This window comes from Bradyrhizobium sp. MOS001 (assembly GCF_004634465.1).
Classification (GTDB): Bacteria; Pseudomonadota; Alphaproteobacteria; order Rhizobiales; family Xanthobacteraceae; genus Bradyrhizobium; species Bradyrhizobium barranii.
This window is the reverse complement of record NZ_SPVJ01000016.1, coordinates 132,815-151,277: the sequence shown is the minus strand read 5'-3', so window position 1 is coordinate 151,277 and position 18,463 is coordinate 132,815. Positions and strand designations below refer to the sequence as shown.

The following is an 18,463-nucleotide window of genomic DNA, read 5'->3' as shown; positions in this document are numbered from 1 at the left end:
AACGAAGGGGTATGATCACGGTGCCTGTCCCTGTGATGCGAGGTCTGTTGCCGCAGCCTCGTGCAACTGTTCAGGTTGATAGATGGAACGGGCGGGAGACCGGGCCGGATCACGGCGTCAAGCGCCAAGGACCCAACGGCTTCCCGCCCACTCCATCATGACAGGCTTCCAAGACACAGGGACCCAGAAGCGCCGCTGCTCGCCGAGACGTGGGCCCCGGCTCCGCAGCGCACCGCCGAAGTCGCGCTGCGCTGCGTCCGGGGTACGGGACCGAAAACCGGCTCAGATCACTTCTGCGGCAGATTCACCCGCACATGCAGCTCGCGGAGCTGCTTGGTGCTGGGCTCCGACGGCGCGCCCATCAGCAGATCCATGGCCTGCTGGTTCATCGGGAAAAGCGAGATCTCGCGCAGATTATTGGTGCCGCACAGAAGCATCACGATGCGGTCGACGCCCGCGGCCATGCCGCCATGCGGCGGCGCGCCGTATTGGAAGGCGCGGTACATGCCGCCGAAGCGGTCGACCACTTCCTGCTCGCCGTAACCCGCGATCTCGAACGCCTTCACCATCGCTTCCGGCACGTGGTTGCGGATGCCGCCCGAGGCGATCTCGTAGCCGTTGCAGGTGATGTCGTACTGGAACGCCTTGATGGTCAGCGGGTCCTGGCCCTTCAACGCGTCGAGACCGCCCTGCGGCATCGAGAACGGGTTGTGCGAGAAGTCGACTTTCTTGTCGTCCTCGTTGTACTCGTACATCGGGAAGTCGACGATCCAGGCGAGCTCGAACCGCTCCTTGTCGGTGAGGTTCAATTCCTCGCCGACCTTGTTGCGGGCAAGACCTGAGAATTTCCAGAACTTGTCGGGGTCGCCGGCGACGAAGAAGGCGGCATCGCCTTCCTTGACGCCGATCTGCGCGCGGATCGCAGCCGTACGCTCTGGCCCAATGTTGTTCGCGAGCGGACCCGCGCCCTCGCCGCCCTCGCGCCACATGATGTAGCCGAGACCGGGTTGGCCTTCACCCTGCGCCCACGAGTTCATGCGGTCGCAGAACGCGCGGCTGCCACCGCCCGGCGCCGGGATCGCCCAGACCTGGTTCTTGGGGTCTTCGAGCATGCGCGCAAAGACCTTGAAGCCGGAGCCGCGGAAATGCTCGGAGACGTCCTGCATCTCGATCGGGTTGCGCAGGTCCGGCTTGTCGCTGCCGTATTTGCGTAGCGCTTCGGCGAACGGGATACGGCGCCAGTTCTTGCTCACCGGCTTGCCCTTGGCGAACTCCTCGAACACGCCGGTGATCACGGGCTCCATCGCCGCGAACACGTCCTCCTGCGTGACAAAGCTCATCTCGACGTCGAGCTGGTAGAACTCGCCCGGCAGACGGTCGGCGCGCGGGTCCTCGTCGCGGAAGCAGGGCGCGATCTGGAAATAGCGGTCGAAGCCCGACATCATCAGCAGCTGCTTGTACTGCTGCGGCGCCTGCGGCAGCGCATAGAACTTGCCGGGATGGATGCGCGAGGGCACCAGGAAGTCGCGCGCGCCTTCCGGCGAGGACGCAGTCAGGATCGGGGTGTTGAACTCGAAGAACCCCTGCCCCTCCATGCGCCGACGCATCGACTTGATGATTTCGACGCGCGTCATGATGTTCTGGTGCAGCTTCTCGCGGCGCAAATCGAGGAAGCGGTACTTCAGGCGGATGTCCTCAGGGTATTCCTGATCGCCGAACACCGGCAGCGGCAGGTCGCCGGCCGGACCGAGCACCTCAATCTCGCTGACATAGATCTCGATCTTGCCGGTCGGCAGATCGTCATTGTCGGTCCCCTCGGGGCGGCGGCGGACCTTGCCGTCCATCTTGACCACGAATTCCGACCGGAGCTTTTCGGCCAGCGCGAACGCCGGCGAGTCCGGATCGACCACGCACTGGGTCAGGCCGTAATGGTCGCGCAGGTCGATGAACAGCACGCCGCCATGGTCGCGAACGCGATGGACCCAGCCCGAGAGGCGAACTGTTTCGCCGATGTTGCTCTCGCGGAGCGCGCCGCATGTATGTGACCGGTAGCGATGCATGGTCGTCCCAAAATCAATGTCGGAGGGGTCGAATCGGACGGCCTGAAACGACCGGTCCGAAGTTGCGGCAGGGTTTACCCGACGAGGCCGGAGGCGGCAACCAAGGGAACGGGCTGTTTTGGGGCCGAAGCGCCCATTTTTGGCCGATTGGGCCTCAAGCCTTTGCCATCAGGCGTTCCCCGCCTATCTTTACCTCCATGACCGTCCATTTCCCCTTCCAGAACTCGTATTCGGCACTGCCGGACAGCTTCTTTGCCCGGGTCGCGCCGACCCCTGTGGCCGCCCCCCGGCTGATCAAGCTGAACCGGCCGCTGGCGGTCCAGCTCGGGCTCGACCCTGACCTGCTAGAGACCCCTGAGGGTGCCGAAATCCTGGCCGGGAAAACGGTTCCCGCTGGCGCCGACCCAATCGCCATGGCCTATGCCGGCCACCAGTTCGGGCAATTCGTGCCCCAGCTCGGCGACGGCCGAGCGATCCTGCTCGGCGAGGTCATCGACAGAGACGGCATCCGCCGCGACATCCAGCTCAAGGGCTCGGGTCCCACCCCGTTCTCCCGCCGCGGCGACGGCCGTGCTGCGTTGGGTCCGGTGCTGCGTGAATACATCGTCAGCGAAGCCATGTTTGCGCTCGGCATCCCGACCACGCGCTCGCTCGCCGCGGTCGTCACCGGCGAGCACGTCATCCGCGAGACCGCGCTGCCCGGCGCTGTGCTGACGCGCGTCGCCGCGAGCCACATCCGCGTCGGCACCTTCCAGTTCTTCGCCGTCCGCCGCGACACCGGCGCGATCCGCCGGCTCGCCGACCACGTCATCGCCCGCCACTATCCGGATCTGCTCCATGCAGAGCGCCCCTATCACGCCCTGCTCGCCGGCGTCGTCGCGCGTCAGGCCGATCTCATCGCGCGCTGGTTGCTGGTCGGCTTCATCCACGGCGTGATGAACACCGACAACTCTTCGATCTCGGGCGAGACCATCGATTACGGCCCCTGCGCCTTCATGGATGCCTACAACCCCGCGCAGGTGTTTTCGTCGATCGACGAGATGGGCCGCTATGCCTATGCCAACCAGCCGCGCATCGCGCTGTGGAATCTGACCCGGCTCGCCGAATGCCTGCTGCCGCTGTTCTCCGACGATCAGGAGAAGGCGGTCGCGGAAGCCCAGGACATTCTCGGCGCTTTCTCCGAGACGTTCAGCACCGCCTATCAAGCAGGCCTGCGTAAGAAGGTCGGCCTGTTCACGGAACGCGACGGCGACGAGGCGCTGATCCAGGACCTGCTGGACGCCATGGCCAAGAACCAGGCCGACTTCACCCTCACCTTCCGCAAGCTCGGTGACGCCGCAGGCGACGAGGCCGCCGCTGCCGACGTCCGCGCGCAGTTCATGGACCCCTCAGCCCTCGACGACTGGGCCAGACGCTGGCGCGAGCGCACCGCGCTGGAGCCGCAGGCCGCAGCCGAGCGGCAGGCCGCCATGCACGCCGTCAACCCGATCTTCATCCCGCGCAACCACCGCGTCGAGGCCGTGATCCAGGCCGCGGTGAACAACGACGACTACGCGCCGTTCGAAGAGCTGGTGAAGGTGCTGGCCAAGCCGTTCGAGGAGCAGCCGGACTATGCCGCCTACGCCGATCCGCCGCTGCCGGACCAGCGAGTGCTGCAGACGTTCTGCGGGACATAGCAACAAACTCGGTGCGTAGGGTGGATTAGCCGAAGGCGTAATCCACCGCTTCTCTCAACCAGACGAGAGTACAGAGGTGGATTACGCTTCGCTAATCCACCCTACGAGCAAACGCGATCGTCACGCCCGCTCACCGAATTCGCCCGCGATCTTGGCGTCACCGCCCGAATCCTCGGGAAATAATCCAGCCCGCACATCGCGGTGAAATGACGAGTACCGCCAATCGCAAACCTTCGAGACATGACCGTGCTTGACGGGATTGTAATAGCAATATTCGACGTGGCGGGCGTAGTCGGCCTCGTCACGGATCAGATGCTCCCAGAACCGGCGTTGCCAGATGCCGCGTTCGTTCCGCGCCGCACGGACAACGCTCAGCCGCTCATTCGCTGGGAGTGCTTTGGCAAATCGCGTCTTGATCAGCCTCCAGCGGACCGAAAAATTGGCATCGTCCGGTGGCAGCTTCCAGATCGCGTGGAGATGATCCGGTAAAACTACGAAAGCATCGATCTCGAAAGGATGGCTCCGGCGCGTTGCGGCGACCGCGTCCCGTAAGATTTCGATGTGGTGGGTCAAAAGAGCTTTCCGCCGATCGAGCAGGTTCACGGTGAAGAACCAGCCCCCTCCGGGGATGAATGCGCGGCGGTAGTCGGACATATCACCGATAACACAACTTGAAGTTGGCTCACAGTGGTGGATTACGCCTTCGGCTAATCCACCCTACGCACCTTCTTACTTCGTCGCCTTCCTGATCCCGCCGAACGACGCCGCGTCGAACTTCTGCGGATCGACGGGATCGTAGCGGGACCACTCCATGTCGGGCACGTTGGCATACCGCTCGGCCCAGGCCTTGTTCGTCGTCGTCGTTCCGGGCGCGACGGGGCGGATCTCGAAATGCAGCACCTTGTTCGGGTCGATCTCGCCGATCGTGTCCTTTGCCTTGACGCTCGCGCCCACCGCAAGCGCCTCTCCCTTCGGCCCGACAATGCGGCCAAGCTGGACGTAGCGCGTGTAGATGACGCCGCCGTTGGGATAGGTGTGCTTGAGCACGACATAGCGGCCGCAACCGCCGATCACGGGCAGGTCGGCCGGCGCCTGCTCGCTGGTCTCGATCTTGACGACGACGCCGTCCGCCATCGCCGCCACCGGACCGCCTGCCTTGTCGGAGGTGAAATCGACGCCGGGATGCTCGTCCTGGGTCCAGCATCCACAGGAGGTCATCGTCTTGTCTGCCGGCTTGTCGGCGCGCGGAAAGCTGCGTGGGGTGAGGAATTCATTGACCAGCAGCCCCGGCCCTTCGGGGGACGTGAAGGCATGGATCGCATAGAGCGAGAGCTTGTCCCCGACCGGCACCTCCGCCGGCAAGAAGCCGTAGACCACATCCTGGATGAAGACCTTGAGCTCGCGCCCCTTGGCGGAGCGGACCGTGATGCAGTTGGTCTCCTGCAAGGCGTCGGCGTCGGTCTTGGGCATGCCGCTCATGATCAGCGATCGCTTGAGCGCGCCGCTTGCGCACGGCTCGCCGTGGGAGGCCAGCGTGACGTCGAGCTTCAGCGGCGACATCGGGTAGACGTCGAGGCCGGTGGCCGGTCGCCGCCGTGCCAGGAACTCGTCGAGATCGGTCTCCTTGTAACGGGCGAAATTGAATTCGGCGCGCGCCGCATCGGGGACGGCGGAGAGGACGACAAGCAGCAGGGAGACGGCAAGCAAACCCAGCTTGGGGAGGCCACGCGGCGGCAACATTCGGAGGTCTCGTGATGCAAATTCGGTGAGCAGCATGAGCAAACCACGACCGCATCTTCGCGGCAAGGTAGACCGCATCTTGCGCCTCAATCGTGAGAGGTCATTCGGCCCCAGAGTACGCTCGCCCGGTCGTCCCAAGCATGTCCACATCTTCCACGCGCCGCAGGAACCGCTGTCATCAAACTGAAACACTGGCACTCTAACGGCCTATCAGGGACGTCCTGCCGGAGGCGCCCATCCTCCAACAGTCCTGACGCGCCATGCCCTTCAAATTCATCCACATCACCGACACGCATCTCGCGAACCCCGGACTGAAGCTCTATGGCCTCGATCCGCGCGCCCGGCTGGACGCGGCGGTTGCCAACATCAACAAGCACCAGTCCGACGCTGCCTTCGCAGTCGTGACCGGCGACCTCACCCATTGGGGCGAGCCTGAATCCTACATCAATTTCGCCGAGGCGATGGGCGCGCTGAAAATCCCTTATATCGCCATGGTCGGCAATCACGACAAGCGCGTGGCCTGCCTCGACGGCCTGAAGGCCGCGCCGCGCGACCCGAACGGCTTCGTCCAGGGCACCCGCACCACCGAGCACGGCCTGTTCGTCTTCCTCGACACGCTGGACGAGACCAGCCACGCCGGCGAGATGTGCGCCAAGCGCCTCGGCTGGCTCGCGAGCACGCTGGCCGCAGCGCCCGCCGACATGCCGTTCGTCGTCTTCATGCATCATCCGCCCTTCCCGGTCGGCGTCCACGCGATGGACGAGATCGCACTGGCGCAGAGCGCCGAATTCGCCGAGGTGATCGCGCCCTATCGCGCACGCATCCGCCACCTCTTCTTCGGCCACGTGCACCGGCCGATCTTCGGCAGCTACGGCAAGATCCCGTTCTCGACGCTCCGCGGCACCAACCACCAGGTCTGGTTCGAGCTCGACGCTGCCGCGACCGACCATCTCGCCAGCCATGAGCCGCCGGCCTATGGCGTGGTGCTCATCGACAGCGAGAACCTGGTCGTGCACAGCCACGACTTCCTCGACACCAGTCTGCGCTTTCCATTCGCCGCACCGACGGGAATGAACGACCGCGACTATGCGCTCAATTTCCCGGCGCGATGAGATGAGCCTCGCTGAACCCGCGGCTCTCCCGGTCGCGACTTCGGCGGCACCGCGTCTGCACGTCCTGAAGCGGTTTGTAGGCCGCTTCAACGCCTCGCTGCCTGCCTATCTGTTGCTTCTGCCATCACTGGTCTTCCTCGCACTGTTCACCTATGGCGCGATGGGCCGCGTGCTGATCGACGCGCTCTACCAGCGCGCGACGCCGAAGGCACCGGTCCGCTTCGTCGGCCTCGACAATGTCAGTGCCGTGCTTGCCGATCCCGCCTTCACCGGCGCGGTCGTCAACAATCTCGTCTACGCCATCGGCACGGCGATCCCGAGCATCGGACTTGCACTGCTGTTCGCGCTGGCGCTGTCGCGCACCAATGCGGTGAGCAGCGCGCTGCGCGCGGCGCTGTTCCTGCCGGTGCTGATCCCGATGGTCGCGGCCTCCGCGCTGTTCCTGTTCATCTTCCTGCCCAATGTCGGCCTGCTCGACTACTACATCGGCCGCCTGCTTCCGGTGGTGCCGAACTGGCTCGGCGACCCCGACATCGCGCTCTATGCGATCATGGTGATCACCATCTGGAAGAACGCCGGCTACTACATGCTGTTCTTCCTCGCTGGCCTCCAGGCCGTGCCCGAGGATGTCATGGAAGCCGCGCATCTCGATGGCGCCGGCCCGTTCATGCGGCTGCGCTACATCATCCTGCCCGAGCTCAAGCCGACCTTCCTGTTCGTCATTGTCATCGCCACGCTCAACGCGGTCACGCAGGTCGACCACGTCTTCGTCATGACCAAGGGCGGGCCGTCCAACTCGACCAATCTTGTGCTGTTCTACATCTACCAGCAGGCGGTCGAGCATTACGACATCGGCAAGGCCTCGGCAGCGACACTGCTGACGCTTGCGGCGCTGATGGGCCTCACCGCGCTCTCCTTCCGGACGATGGCAAACCGCGAGGGCGGGCCATGACGCTGATCGACCGCCTGCTCAAGGATGCCCCGCTCGCCACCCGCCGCGAGATCACGCCCAAGCTCGGCTTCGTGTTGACGATCTTGCTCGCCATCGTCTGGCTGATCCCGTTCCTGTGGATGGGCGTGGCGACGCTGCGCCCGGCGTCCGACGGCATCAACGTGATGGCCGAGCTGATGCCGAGCCTGAAGCCGACCCTCGACAATGTCAGGGATGCCTGGGAGATCGGCGATTTCCCGCGCTACACCCTCAACACCACGATCATCTGCACCGGCATTCTGCTGGTGCAGTTCGTCACGATCACGCTGGCGGGCTTTGCCTTTGCGCGGCTCGAATTCGCCGGCAAGACGCTGATCTTCTATTTGTTCCTGATGCAGCTGATGCTGGTGCCGGTGCTGCTGATCGTGCCGAATTTGAGCCTGGTGGCGCAGCTCGGGCTCTACGACACGCTCGCCGGCGTGATGATGCCGTTCTTCGCCTCGGCCTTCGGCACCTTCCTGATGCGGCAGGCTTTTGAAGCCATTCCGACCGAGCTGGAAGACGCCGCCCTGATCGACGGCGCCAGCCTTCTCCAGCGCATCCGCCACATCTACGTGCCGCTGTCGATGCCGAGCTTCTCGGCCTTCGCCATCATCTCCGTCACCAGCCACTGGAACGACTTCCTGTGGCCGCTGATGGTGATCAATTCGCCGGACAAGCGGCCGCTCACGGTCGGTCTGTCCGTCTTCACCGCGACCGCCGAAGGCACGCAGGCCTGGGGCACGATTGCCGCCGGCACGCTGATGGTGATCGCGCCGCTGCTCATCACCTTCCTGATCTTCCAGAAACGCTTCATCAGCTCTTTCGTCACCTCAGGCATCAAATAGGAGATTTTTCGATGCTGTTTACCCGCAGGCTCATGCTTGGCCTCGCCATGGCAGGCTCTATGGCAGGCGCCCTCGCCTTCCCGGCAATGGCCGAAGGTCCGACCGAGATCGACCTGTTCTTCCCCGTTCCCGTCGACGGCAAGCTCGCCCGCGACATGGGCACCTTGATCAAGGAGTTCAACGAGACCCATCCCGCCATCAAGGCGACCGCGGTCTACACCGGCTCCTATGACGACACGCTGATCAAGACGCGCGCGGCCATCAAGGCCGGCAAGCCGCCGGCCGCCGTGATCATGTCCGCGAACTTCCTGCTCGACATGCAGATCGAGAACGAGCTCACCAATCTCGACAGCCTGATCGCCGCCGACGGCTCCACCAAGGAAAAGTTCTTGGGCCAGTTCTTCCCGGCGCTGCAGGGCAACGCGGTGATCGACCGCTCGGTCTACGGCGTGCCGTTCCACAATTCGACGCCGCTGCTCTACATCAACGCCGACAAGGCCAAGGAAGCCGGCCTTGATCCGAGCAAGCCGCCGCAGACCTGGGCCGAGCTCACCGACTGGGCCAAGAAGCTCACCAAGCGCGAGGGCGACAAGGTGACCCAATGGGGCATCGCGATCCCCTGCGCCTATGACTATTGCGGCTGGATGATGGAAACGCTCACCATGACCAATGGCGGGCGCTACTACAACGAGGAATTCGGCGGCGAAGTCTATTACGACACGCCCTCGATGCTGGGCGCGCTGACCTGGTGGAACGACCTCGTCTACAAGCACAAGGTCCACGCCCCGGGCGCCACGCCCGGCCCGGCCGTCAGCACCTCCTTCATCTCCGGCAATGCCGCGATGATGATGCTCTCGACGGGCTCGCTGACCTATGTGCGCGACAACGCCAAGTTCAACTACAAGGTCGCGTTCATCCCGCGCAACGTCCGCAACGCCGTGCCGATCGGCGGCGCCTCGCTGATCGTTCCGGCCGGTCTCGAAGCCGACAAGCAGAAGGCCGCCTGGACCCTGATCAAGTGGATGACCTCGCCCGAGAAGAGCGCCTGGTGGAGCCGCGCCACCGGCTATTTCGCGCCCAACATGGCCGCCTACAAGACGCCTGACATGGTCGACTTCCTCAACAAGAACCCGGACGCCAAGATCGCCGTCGAGCAGCTCGACGTCGCAAAACCCTGGTTCGCGACCTACAAGACCGTGCCGGTCCGCAAGACGCTGGAGGACGAGGTCATGCTGGTCCTCAACGGCAAGAAGCAGCCGAAGGAAGCGCTGGTCGCCGCCCAGAAGGCCGCCGACGAGACGCTGAAGCCGTACAACGCAGAGACCTCGCTGAAGCTGCCGTAAGGCCAACGATCAGCCAAACAAGCTCGGCGCTCCACGGTGTGGGGCGCCGAAATCATTTCAGGGGCCATGATCGCATCAGTTGCGCCTGCCGTCGAGCCTGAACACCATCTGCGTCGGACGCACGAACCGCAATGCAACCAGCAGCACGGCCATGACGGTGCACATATAGATGACAGCCATCGCATCGATCGAATAGACCGGCCGCACACCGCCAGCAAAGACGTTGTAATACAGCGCCACGATCAGGGTCTGCGATCCCCCGCCCGCAAGCAGAAACGCCAGCTCGAAGTTCGAGATCGTATTTACGAGAACCAGCAGGCCCGCTGTCAAAATGCCGGGCAGCATCAGCGGCAACAGGATGCGGCGGAATATCTGCAGCCAGCTCGCGCCGAGCATCTGGGCCGACCATTCAAGGTTCAAGCTGATCTGCTCGAAGAACGGCAACAGGATGAAGACGGCAAGAGGAACCATGGGGACGAGCACGGCGAGAATGACGCCGATGACCGTCCCGCCGACACCAAACCCATAAAGCGTCGTGGCAAGCGGAATGCCGTAGGTCATCTGCGGGATCAGCAGCGGCAAAAAGTAGAGCAGCAGCAGGACCGGCTTGGCGTTGAAATTCCGCCGCGCCAGCACGTAGGCCGCCGGAAATCCGATCACGAGCGCGATGAAGACCACGGCCAGCGCGATGAACAGCGTGATGAAGAGAACGTGGGAGAGCTCGAACTCCCGCCAGGCGTAGGTAAACCAATCCGTCGTGAACGCCGGCGGCAACGGCTTGCCGAACCAGCGTTTGGCGAACGAGCTGACCACGACATGCGTCACGATGCCGAGCAGGTTCAGGATGAACCCCAGCAGGAACAGGTAGATCGCCAATTTCCACATCCGTCCGCGCATTGGCGCCCCCTCAGCGTTTGCCGACGCCCATGGTTGTTGCAATCGTCATCCGGCGGCGCACCAGCACGATGACCACCAGCGCCGCGAGCTGGCAGAGCCCCATGATGACCGCGATCGCGGATGCGTAGGACATGTCATATTGCTCGAAGGCCTGCTGGTAGGCCGCGATCGAGATCGTCCGCGTCGAACCGGCCGGCTGGCCAACCATCACCGCGGATGGAAACACGGCAAAGCTCATCACGAAGACGAGGGCAAACGCGATGATCAAGCCCGGTGCGATCAACGGGAACATGACACGCCGGAAGATGGTCCAGGGCCCGGCGCCCAGCATGCGTGCGGAGCTTTCCAGGCTCGGGTCGATGCCGGAGATGTAACCGAGCAACATCAGGAAGCAGAACGGAAAGTTCTGCATGAACAGCGAGAAGATGACGCCGATCGAATTATGCGTCAGCTCGAGCGGGTTCTGGATCAATCCGACCGCGAGCAGCAACTGGTTGAGCCAGCCATTGTGGCCGTAGAAGCCGAGGATCCCTTCCGACAGGAAGACGACACCGAGCGAGATCGGAAGCACGAGAATGGTCGTGATGGTGCGCTCGAACCAGATGCCACGCCGCATGCCGTATGCGAGGAACAGCGCAACCAACACGACCGCGACCGTCGTCGGCAATGCCAACATGAAGGTCGTCTTGATCGTATTGTACTGGTAGGCGTCGTTGAAGAACGCGACATAGTTCGAGAATATCCCGGCGTCGCGCTTCTTCGGCTGCAGGCTGATGTAGATCCCGTAGAGGAACGGGTAGACGAACATCGCGAGCACGTAGAGCAGCGACGGCGCAAGGCAGAGGATCGCGACGAGGTCCAGTTCGCTGCGAGAATCAGAGCGGATGCGAGCCACGATCTGTCCCCTCACTCGCGACGCAGCAGGACGAATTTGTCCGCCGGCAAGGTCAGATCCAGCGTCTCGCCCAATACGAGCTTCTCGTGCGAGCGGACCCAGAGGCGTGCGCCGCCATCGAGCGCGATCTCGGCCTCCTGCTCGCGTCCGAGATATTCGACCAGCTCGACCTTGCCGCGCAGCACGTTGACGCCGTCAGCAGACTTGCCAAGACGCACATCTTCCGGCCGGATCGCCAGAACGGCGTGCTCGCCCGGGCCGAAGCTATCCCTGGCCCTGGCCTGCAGGATTTGCCCCTTGAAACCGGCTTCGATCATACCGCCCGCTTCCTTGCCGAGCGTCACATCGAGGAAATTTCGAAAGCCCATGAAATCCGCCACGAAGACGTTCTTGGGACGGTCGTGGATTTCCTGCGGCGTCCCGACTTGCATGAGCACACCTTCACGCAGCACGACGATGCGGTCGGAGAGCGAGAGAGCTTCGGCCTGGTCGTGGGTGACGTAGATGGAGGTCAGGCCGAGCTGTGCGTGCAGCTGCTTGATCTCGGCGCGCATCTCGACGCGGAGCTTTGCGTCGAGGTTGGACAACGGCTCGTCGAACAGCATCAACCGGGGGTGCAGCACAAGAGCCCGCGCAATGGCGACACGCTGCTGCTGTCCGCCCGAGAGCTGACCGGGATAGCGGTCTTCATAACCGGCAAGACGCACCAGACCGAGCATGTCCCGCACGCGCTGCTCGATTTCCGCAGACGGCCGCTTCTGGAGAGAGAGGCCGAAGGCGACATTGCCGAACACAGTCAGATGCGGAAACAGCGCGTAGTTCTGGAACACCATGCCGAACCCGCGCTTTTCGGGCGAGACATCGTCAATCCGTCGTCCGTTGAGATGGATCTCGCCTTCGCTCGGCGGCACTAGGCCTGCGATGATGCCGAGTGCCGTGGACTTTCCGCACCCGCTCGGCCCCAGGAAGGTGACGAACTCGCGGCCGCCGACCTCCAGCGGAAAGTGGTCGAGCACCACCTTGCCGCCATAACGCTTGGTGATCGACATCTGCAGCTTATCGATAGAGTCGGCCATTCCCCGCCCCGCATACGCGCGCGAGGGCCGCACCTGCGCGCCCTCGCATCTTGGTCCCGGTTCTTGTTATTTCTTGACCTGATCGGCGCCGACCTCACGGTCCCACCGTTCCATCGCGTAGCTCAGCTCGGTCACGCCCAGCGGAGGCGATACCTTCCATTTGGTCCCGATCTGATCATATTCAGGACGCCAGAACTCCTTGACCTCGTCCTGGATATCCTTGGGCGCCGATGCCAGGGCTGCGGCCTTCACGACCGGCCCGATGAAGGCCTTCCAGGTGAGCGCCTGCTGCTCCGGCTTCCACATGAACTTCATGAGATCGACGATGACATCGACCTGTTCTTGCGGCACGCCCTTCGGGATGCACCAATAGTGACCGTCCACCACGAGCGTGGTGTTCTCCAGAATTGCGATCTTCGAGTCCGGCGGGATCACGCTCTGCGCGCGCGGCTTCATGTCCCATTCCATGATTCCGGCGATCATCCAGCGCTGCCCCTGGGCGAACTCCTTCAACGTGATCGCGGTACCGGTCGGATAATATTCGACGGACTTGCCGAGCTCTTTCAGGAAATCCCAGCTCTTGTCCCAGCCCTTTTCGGGGTCGAGCGGCTTGGAGTCCCCAAGAATGAAGGCAAAGCCCTGGAGGATCGCGCGGCCCGGCCCGCTGTTCGCCGGACGCGCATACATGAATTTGCCCGGGTTCGCCTTCACCCAGGTCAGCAATTCCTGCGCGGTCTTCGGCGGGCTCGGCACCTTCGCCGGATTGTAGATCAGGACCGGTCCACCGGCATTGCCGACTGACGGAATGAGGACGCCCTTGCCCTCGTCGTAAAGCGCCTTGCCCGCATCGGTGAGGCCGTCGCGCGGAAAGTTTTTCTGATAATCGGGGATGGCGATGAGCTGGCCGTTCTGGGCCAGCAGCGCGCCGCCATCCTGCCCGGTCAGCACCAGATTGATATCGAGGCGTCCGGCATCCTGCTGCGCCTTGATCTTGGCCGGAAGCTCCGGCGCGGGCGCGCGCTGGATCTTGATCTCGCTGACCTTGTCCGGATTCGCCTTCTTGTAGTTCTCGATGATGGTCTGCACCGAGGCCAGGTCGCCGCCGGTATCGATGATCGAAAGACTGATCGGAGCGGCCAGGGCTCCGCTGCAAAGACACGCCCCCAGCAGGGCGGCGACCATTGGGGTTGCTGACCTCGGTTTCATTCTCGCCTCCCAAGCGCTTTATTTTTTGCGCAACTTGTTATTTATTTGTAAGGCGAGCATCGACGAAATTCTTGCTGGTTGTCAAGCGGTCTGTTCTGTAGCTGTTTCAAGCTGCGGCCAAGCGCCTCGTGTACGAAGTGAGATGTCAAAAACTTGTTTGGAAGCGAAACGCAAAACCAGGCGGAGCCGGACTTGAGAAAGCCTGCGATAAAATCCGCGGAACTGCCGCTCTCCTCCTCGACGGGACGATTGAGCGACCGGATCTATGACCATGTGCTGGGTCAGATCGCGATCGGCATCCTTCCCGTGAACTGCCGGCTACCGCCCGAGAATGGCCTTGCCGAACTCCTCGGCGTTTCACGGCCCGTCGTTCGCGAGGCGCTGACGCGATTGCGCGACGACGGGCTGATTGCATCACGCCAGGGCGCGGGCTGGTTCGTGACGCGGCGCCCAGCCGCCAATGCCTTCGACTTCGCGCCCGTCAGCAGCATCCCCGACATCCAGCGCTGCTTCGTGTTCCGGATGGCCGTCGAGGGCGATGCCGCGGCTCTCGCCGCACGCAACCGGGACCGGCAAAGCCTGCGCCGCATTCAGCAGGTGCTGACCAGGCTGGATACGATGGTCGCCCAAGGGCGCGAGGGCGGCCTTGGTGTCGAGGAAGATCTCCTCTTCCACCGCACGATTGCGGAGGCGAGCGGCAACCGGTTCTTTGTCGAGACGCTGACGTCGTTGAGGGAGCAGATCGCCATTGGCGTCAATCTCAACCGCAACCTGTCGCTCATTCAGCCGCGCGGCCGCATTCTCAGGGGGCAGCAGGAGCATCGCCGCGTGTTCGAGGCCATCGAGGCACAAGACGAGGACGGCGCCCGCCGCGCCATGCGCACACATGTCGAAAATGCCCGCAAGAGAATATTCGAGGGGGGCTGATCGCCGCGACGTGAGCCACGCGCCGCGCGCGGTTAGATCGTCACAACGATCTTGCCGAACTGATTGTTCGACTCCAGGAAGCGATGCGCCTCAACGATCTCCTCGAACGGGAACGTTCTGGCGATCACCGGCTTCAAGCTGCCGTCCGACAGCCCGTCGAGGATGAACGCCTTTGCTTTCGCAAGGCGCACGGGATCGCGGATGATCTCGTGCACGAGGTAGCCGCGCAGGACCAGGCTCTTGGTCAACACGTTGAAGAGCGGGAACGGCGTCGGCGCGGAGCTCAGCCCGCCATACTCGATCAGGATACCGCCCGGTGACATCGCCGCAGTCAGCTGCTCGAATGCGGGACCGCCGACGGCGTCAAACACCACGCGGACGCCGCTTGCACCGGCAATCTCCGCGAGCCTCGCTCCGATGTCCTCCTCGTCCGAGGCGATCACGTGGGCGGCGCCGGCCTCGCGCAAGGCGCGCCGCTTGGTCGAGGTCCGCGTCAGGGCGACCGGGACAGCGCCGATCCGGTTCGCGATCTGGATGGCGGCAAGCCCGACACTGCTCGATGCCGCCGTGATGGCGACGACGTCCCCTCGCCCAACTCCGGCGATATCGACCAGCGCGCCGTAGGCCGTCAGATACTGCATCCACACCGCGGCCGCCGCCTCGAAGCCAAGCTCGGGCGGATGCTTCACGACGAGCTCGGCCGGAAACGTCGCGAGCTCGGCATAGGCCGGCCATCGCACCATCGACAGCGGCGGCACGATGCTGACCGCATCGCCCGGTGCAAAGCCGGCCACGCCTGCGCCGACGGCCTCGATGATGCCCGCCGCCTCCAGGCCAAGGCCGGACGGAAATGTCGCGGTCTCGATATAGCTGCCCGTCCGCAACAGGGCCTCCGCACGGTTGAGACCGAGCGCCCTGACCCGGATCTGCACCTCGCCCTTCGCTGGCGGTGGAACGTCGACCGTCTCGATGCGCAGCACTTCGGGACCGCCATGCCGGTGAAAGCGAACGACGCGGGTCATGGATACACTCCAAAACAGTTGAACTGAATGGAGCTATGCCGATCCCACCGAAGTGGATAAATGGCCCGAATACGCGAACAGTCGAAACCAGGAGTTTTCAATCATGGACCGCCTGACCAGCATGGGCGTATTCGTCCGGGCCGTCGATCTCGGCTCGTTCGCGGCCGCGGCCGACGCCCTGGAGATGTCGGGGCCGATGGTCGGCAAGCATGTGCGCTTCCTCGAAGAACGCCTCGGCGTCCGCCTCCTCAACCGCACCACGCGGCGCCAGAGCCTGACCGAGGCTGGCCAGGCCTATTACGAGCGCTGCCGCACGGTGCTGAGCGAGGCCGAAGCCGCCGATGCCGCCGTGGCCGATGAACTCTCCGAGCCGCGTGGAAAACTGCGCGTGACCATGCCTGCCCTGCTCGGACGGCACTGCATCGCCCCTCTGTTGATGAAGCTCGCGCGAAAGTATCCGCATCTCGAGCTCGACCTCTCCTTCGGCGATCCGATCGCTGACATCATCGAGGCCGGTTACGATCTTGCGATCCGGACCGGCGATCTCGACGACCAGTCCGGTCTGATCACGCGGCGCATCGCAAGTCAGCGCATGGTGGTGTGTGGCGCGCGGTCCTATTTGCGCGCCAACGGCAAACCGAAATCGCTCGACGATCTCGCCGCGCATCAGGCGATCATTTATCGCCGCTCTGGACGCGTCCGGCCATGGCTGTTTCCGCAAGCCGACCAGCCGGCACGCGAGATCATGCCTTCAGGCCGGCTGAGGCTCGACGATCTCGAGGCGATCGCGGACGCCGCCGCACAGGGCATGGGGCTCGCCTGGCTGCCTTATTGGCTGGTCCGCGAGCGTCTCAACAGCGGCGCGCTGGTCGGCCTGTTCGAAGGCCAGCCCGAATTCCTCTACGACTGCCACGCGCTGTGGCCCCGTTCGCCCCGGATTCCGCCCAAAGTCCGTGCCGCCGTGGACGCGCTCGCTGCCGCCTTGCCGAAGCTCATGGGGTGATGGTCGAGCCCGCCCCCGTTAACCCCCTGTCCACCATCCGGCTTGCCGTGCGACCGGTAACCACGAGCATTAACAGACCCTCAACGTACCCCCGACAAATCTATCAATGTTTCTGGAGATTTCGCCGTGGATCTGTTGGTTTTCGAGTTCCTGGGGCTGGCGCTGGTCGCCATGTGCGTGGTCGTGGTGGCGCTGCCCTGCGCGCGCAAATCCTCGCACCGGATCCGTTACGAATAGGAATTTCGTCGGAAAGAGACGATTCCAGCCCGATGCAAGGCTCGAATTCGCTTAGAGCCCCTTGACATCACAGCGCTTTCGGCAGAACGGCTGATACCAAGTGTCATGGGCCGTTCATGGATTTGATTACCACCACTGCTGACCTCGCGGCTGCCTGCAGCCGGCTGGCCAAGCACCCCGTTATTACAGTCGATACCGAGTTCCTGCGCGAAACCACCTACTACCCGCTGCTGTGCGTGGTGCAGATGGCCAGCCCCGAGGAAGCGATCGTCATCGACACCCTGGCCGAGGGCATCGACCTCAAGCCGTTCTTCGACCTGATGGGCAACGAGGGCGTGCTGAAGGTATTCCATGCCGCCCGGCAGGACATCGAGATCATCTGGCACCAGGCCAACATCATCCCGCACCCGGTGTTCGACACCCAGGTCGCGGCCATGGTGCTCGGCTATGGCGACAGCATCGCCTATGACGCGCTGGTCGAGAAGGTCACGGGCCACCGCCCGGACAAGACCCACCGCTTCACCGACTGGTCGCGCCGGCCGCTGACCAAAGAGCAGATGCATTACGCGGTGTCCGACGTCACGCACCTGCGCGACGTGTTCGCCGCGCTCGATGCCGACCTCAAGAAGCGGCGCCGCAGCGAGTGGGTCTCCATCGAGATGGAGGTTTTGACCTCGCCCCGCACTTACGACTTCCACCCCGAGCGCGCCTGGGAGCGGCTGAAGACGCGAGTCCGCAAGCCTAAGGACCTCGCGGTCCTGATGGAGGTCGCGGCCTGGCGCGAGCAGGAAGCGCAGAGCCGCGACGTGCCGCGCGGCCGCGTGCTGCGTGATGAAGCCATCAGCGACATCGCGACCCACGCGCCGAACACGCTGGAGAAGCTCGCCCATCTGCGCTCGGTGCCGAAGGGGTTCGAGAAATCCAAATGGGGCGCGGACATCGTCGCCGCGGTCGAGCGCGGGCTGGCGCGGGACTTTGCGACGCTGCCGAAGCTGGAGAAGCCGCGCAACAACAACAATGGCGCCGCCATCGTCGAGCTGTTGAAGGTGCTGCTGCGCATGACCGCGGAGCGCCACGCGGTCGCCAGCAAGGTGATCGCCACTGTCGACGATCTCGAAGAGATCGCAGCGGACGACGAGGCCGACGTGCCGGCCTTGCGCGGCTGGCGCCGCGAGTTGTTCGGCGACGCCGCCTTGAAGCTCAAGCGCGGCGAGCTGGCGCTCGCGATCGAGAAAGGCCGCGTGATCGGGGTCCAACGGGTGGAGCCGGTTAAACCGTCATCCTGAGGCGCGAGGCGTGAGCCTCGAAGGATGAGCGGCCCCCGCTGCGGCCAGTCGGCCGTCGCCCTTCGAGGCTCGCCGAAGAGGCGAGCACCTCAGGGTGACGGTGATAAATCGACGCTCACTGCATCAACGCCGTCATTGCGAGCGAAGCGAAGCAATCCAGAATCT

At 63.8% G+C, this 18,463-nt stretch carries 16 protein-coding genes; 8 read left to right on the top strand and 8 right to left on the bottom strand.

Annotated elements, in window-relative coordinates:
- Positions 1-287: 287 nt before the first annotated feature.
- Positions 288-2,060 carry an aspartate--tRNA ligase gene (gene aspS / locus CT676_RS21410; protein ID WP_135215317.1) on the bottom strand — a complete coding sequence of 591 codons (1,773 nt, stop codon included), beginning with the start codon at positions 2,058-2,060 and terminating at the stop codon, positions 288-290.
- Positions 2,061-2,257: 197 nt separating this feature from the next.
- Between aspS and CT676_RS21405 the strand changes: the two genes are divergently transcribed.
- On the top strand, positions 2,258-3,736 hold the full coding sequence (locus CT676_RS21405) for a YdiU family protein (protein ID WP_135215316.1): 1,479 nt from the start codon (positions 2,258-2,260) through the stop codon (positions 3,734-3,736).
- Between the two features lie 120 nt (positions 3,737-3,856).
- On the opposite strand, the gene CT676_RS21400 is transcribed toward CT676_RS21405, so the two are convergent.
- Together CT676_RS21400 and CT676_RS21395 are read right to left on the bottom strand one after the other, a co-directional pair.
- Positions 3,857-4,390 (bottom strand): transposase, encoded by a 534-nt coding sequence (locus CT676_RS21400; RefSeq protein WP_135215315.1) that lies wholly within the window; start codon positions 4,388-4,390, stop codon positions 3,857-3,859.
- A 75-nt stretch (positions 4,391-4,465) separates the two neighbouring features.
- Positions 4,466-5,476, bottom strand: a complete 1,011-nt coding sequence (locus CT676_RS21395) for a M23 family metallopeptidase (protein ID WP_135215314.1) — start codon at positions 5,474-5,476, stop codon at positions 4,466-4,468.
- A gap of 260 nt (positions 5,477-5,736) precedes the next feature.
- On the opposite strand from CT676_RS21395, the gene CT676_RS21390 reads away from it, so the two are divergent.
- From CT676_RS21390 to CT676_RS21375, 4 genes are read left to right on the top strand one after another with little or no spacing between them, the layout of a single operon-like run.
- On the top strand, positions 5,737-6,588 hold the full coding sequence (locus CT676_RS21390) for a phosphodiesterase (protein WP_135215313.1): 852 nt from the start codon (positions 5,737-5,739) through the stop codon (positions 6,586-6,588).
- A gap of 1 nt (position 6,589) precedes the next feature.
- Entirely contained in the window at positions 6,590-7,540 is a 951-nt protein-coding gene (locus CT676_RS21385; protein ID WP_167768106.1) for a sugar ABC transporter permease, read from the top strand.
- Entirely contained in the window at positions 7,537-8,406 is an 870-nt protein-coding gene (locus CT676_RS21380; RefSeq protein WP_135215311.1) for a carbohydrate ABC transporter permease, read from the top strand. Before CT676_RS21385 ends, CT676_RS21380 begins: the two co-directional genes overlap by 4 nt.
- A gap of 11 nt (positions 8,407-8,417) precedes the next feature.
- Positions 8,418-9,749, top strand: a complete 1,332-nt coding sequence (locus tag CT676_RS21375) for an ABC transporter substrate-binding protein (RefSeq protein ID WP_135215310.1) — start codon at positions 8,418-8,420, stop codon at positions 9,747-9,749.
- 75 nt (positions 9,750-9,824) lie between these two features.
- Here the strand turns inward: CT676_RS21375 and CT676_RS21370 are convergent, their stop codons facing one another.
- The 4 genes from CT676_RS21370 to CT676_RS21355 all read right to left on the bottom strand — a co-directional run bounded on the left by CT676_RS21370 (position 9,825) and on the right by CT676_RS21355 (position 13,823).
- Positions 9,825-10,646 (bottom strand): ABC transporter permease subunit, encoded by an 822-nt coding sequence (locus CT676_RS21370; protein ID WP_135215309.1) that lies wholly within the window; start codon positions 10,644-10,646, stop codon positions 9,825-9,827.
- Positions 10,647-10,656: 10 nt separating this feature from the next.
- The gene (locus CT676_RS21365; RefSeq protein WP_028147781.1) at positions 10,657-11,541 is read right to left on the bottom strand and encodes a sugar ABC transporter permease; all 885 of its coding nucleotides are present in this window, start codon (positions 11,539-11,541) and stop codon (positions 10,657-10,659) included.
- 11 nt (positions 11,542-11,552) lie between these two features.
- Positions 11,553-12,617, bottom strand: a complete 1,065-nt coding sequence (locus tag CT676_RS21360; protein WP_135215308.1) for an ABC transporter ATP-binding protein — start codon at positions 12,615-12,617, stop codon at positions 11,553-11,555.
- A gap of 66 nt (positions 12,618-12,683) precedes the next feature.
- On the bottom strand, positions 12,684-13,823 hold the full coding sequence (locus CT676_RS21355; RefSeq protein ID WP_135215307.1) for an extracellular solute-binding protein: 1,140 nt from the start codon (positions 13,821-13,823) through the stop codon (positions 12,684-12,686).
- A gap of 192 nt (positions 13,824-14,015) precedes the next feature.
- Here CT676_RS21355 and CT676_RS21350 point away from each other — a divergent pair, with 192 nt between their 5' ends.
- Positions 14,016-14,750: a FadR/GntR family transcriptional regulator gene (locus tag CT676_RS21350; protein WP_205124606.1), complete on the top strand. Its 735-nt coding sequence runs from the start codon at positions 14,016-14,018 to the stop codon at positions 14,748-14,750.
- Positions 14,751-14,782: 32 nt separating this feature from the next.
- Here CT676_RS21350 and CT676_RS21345 read toward each other — a convergent pair whose 3' ends face one another.
- Positions 14,783-15,772 carry a zinc-dependent alcohol dehydrogenase family protein gene (locus tag CT676_RS21345; RefSeq protein ID WP_135215306.1) on the bottom strand — a complete coding sequence of 330 codons (990 nt, stop codon included), beginning with the start codon at positions 15,770-15,772 and terminating at the stop codon, positions 14,783-14,785.
- 103 nt (positions 15,773-15,875) lie between these two features.
- On the opposite strand from CT676_RS21345, the gene CT676_RS21340 reads away from it, so the two are divergent.
- Positions 15,876-16,775 carry a LysR family transcriptional regulator gene (locus CT676_RS21340; protein ID WP_135215305.1) on the top strand — a complete coding sequence of 300 codons (900 nt, stop codon included), beginning with the start codon at positions 15,876-15,878 and terminating at the stop codon, positions 16,773-16,775.
- Positions 16,776-17,128: 353 nt separating this feature from the next.
- Positions 17,129-18,298: a ribonuclease D gene (rnd, locus tag CT676_RS21335; protein WP_063983660.1), complete on the top strand. Its 1,170-nt coding sequence runs from the start codon at positions 17,129-17,131 to the stop codon at positions 18,296-18,298.
- Positions 18,299-18,463: the final 165 nt, after the last annotated feature.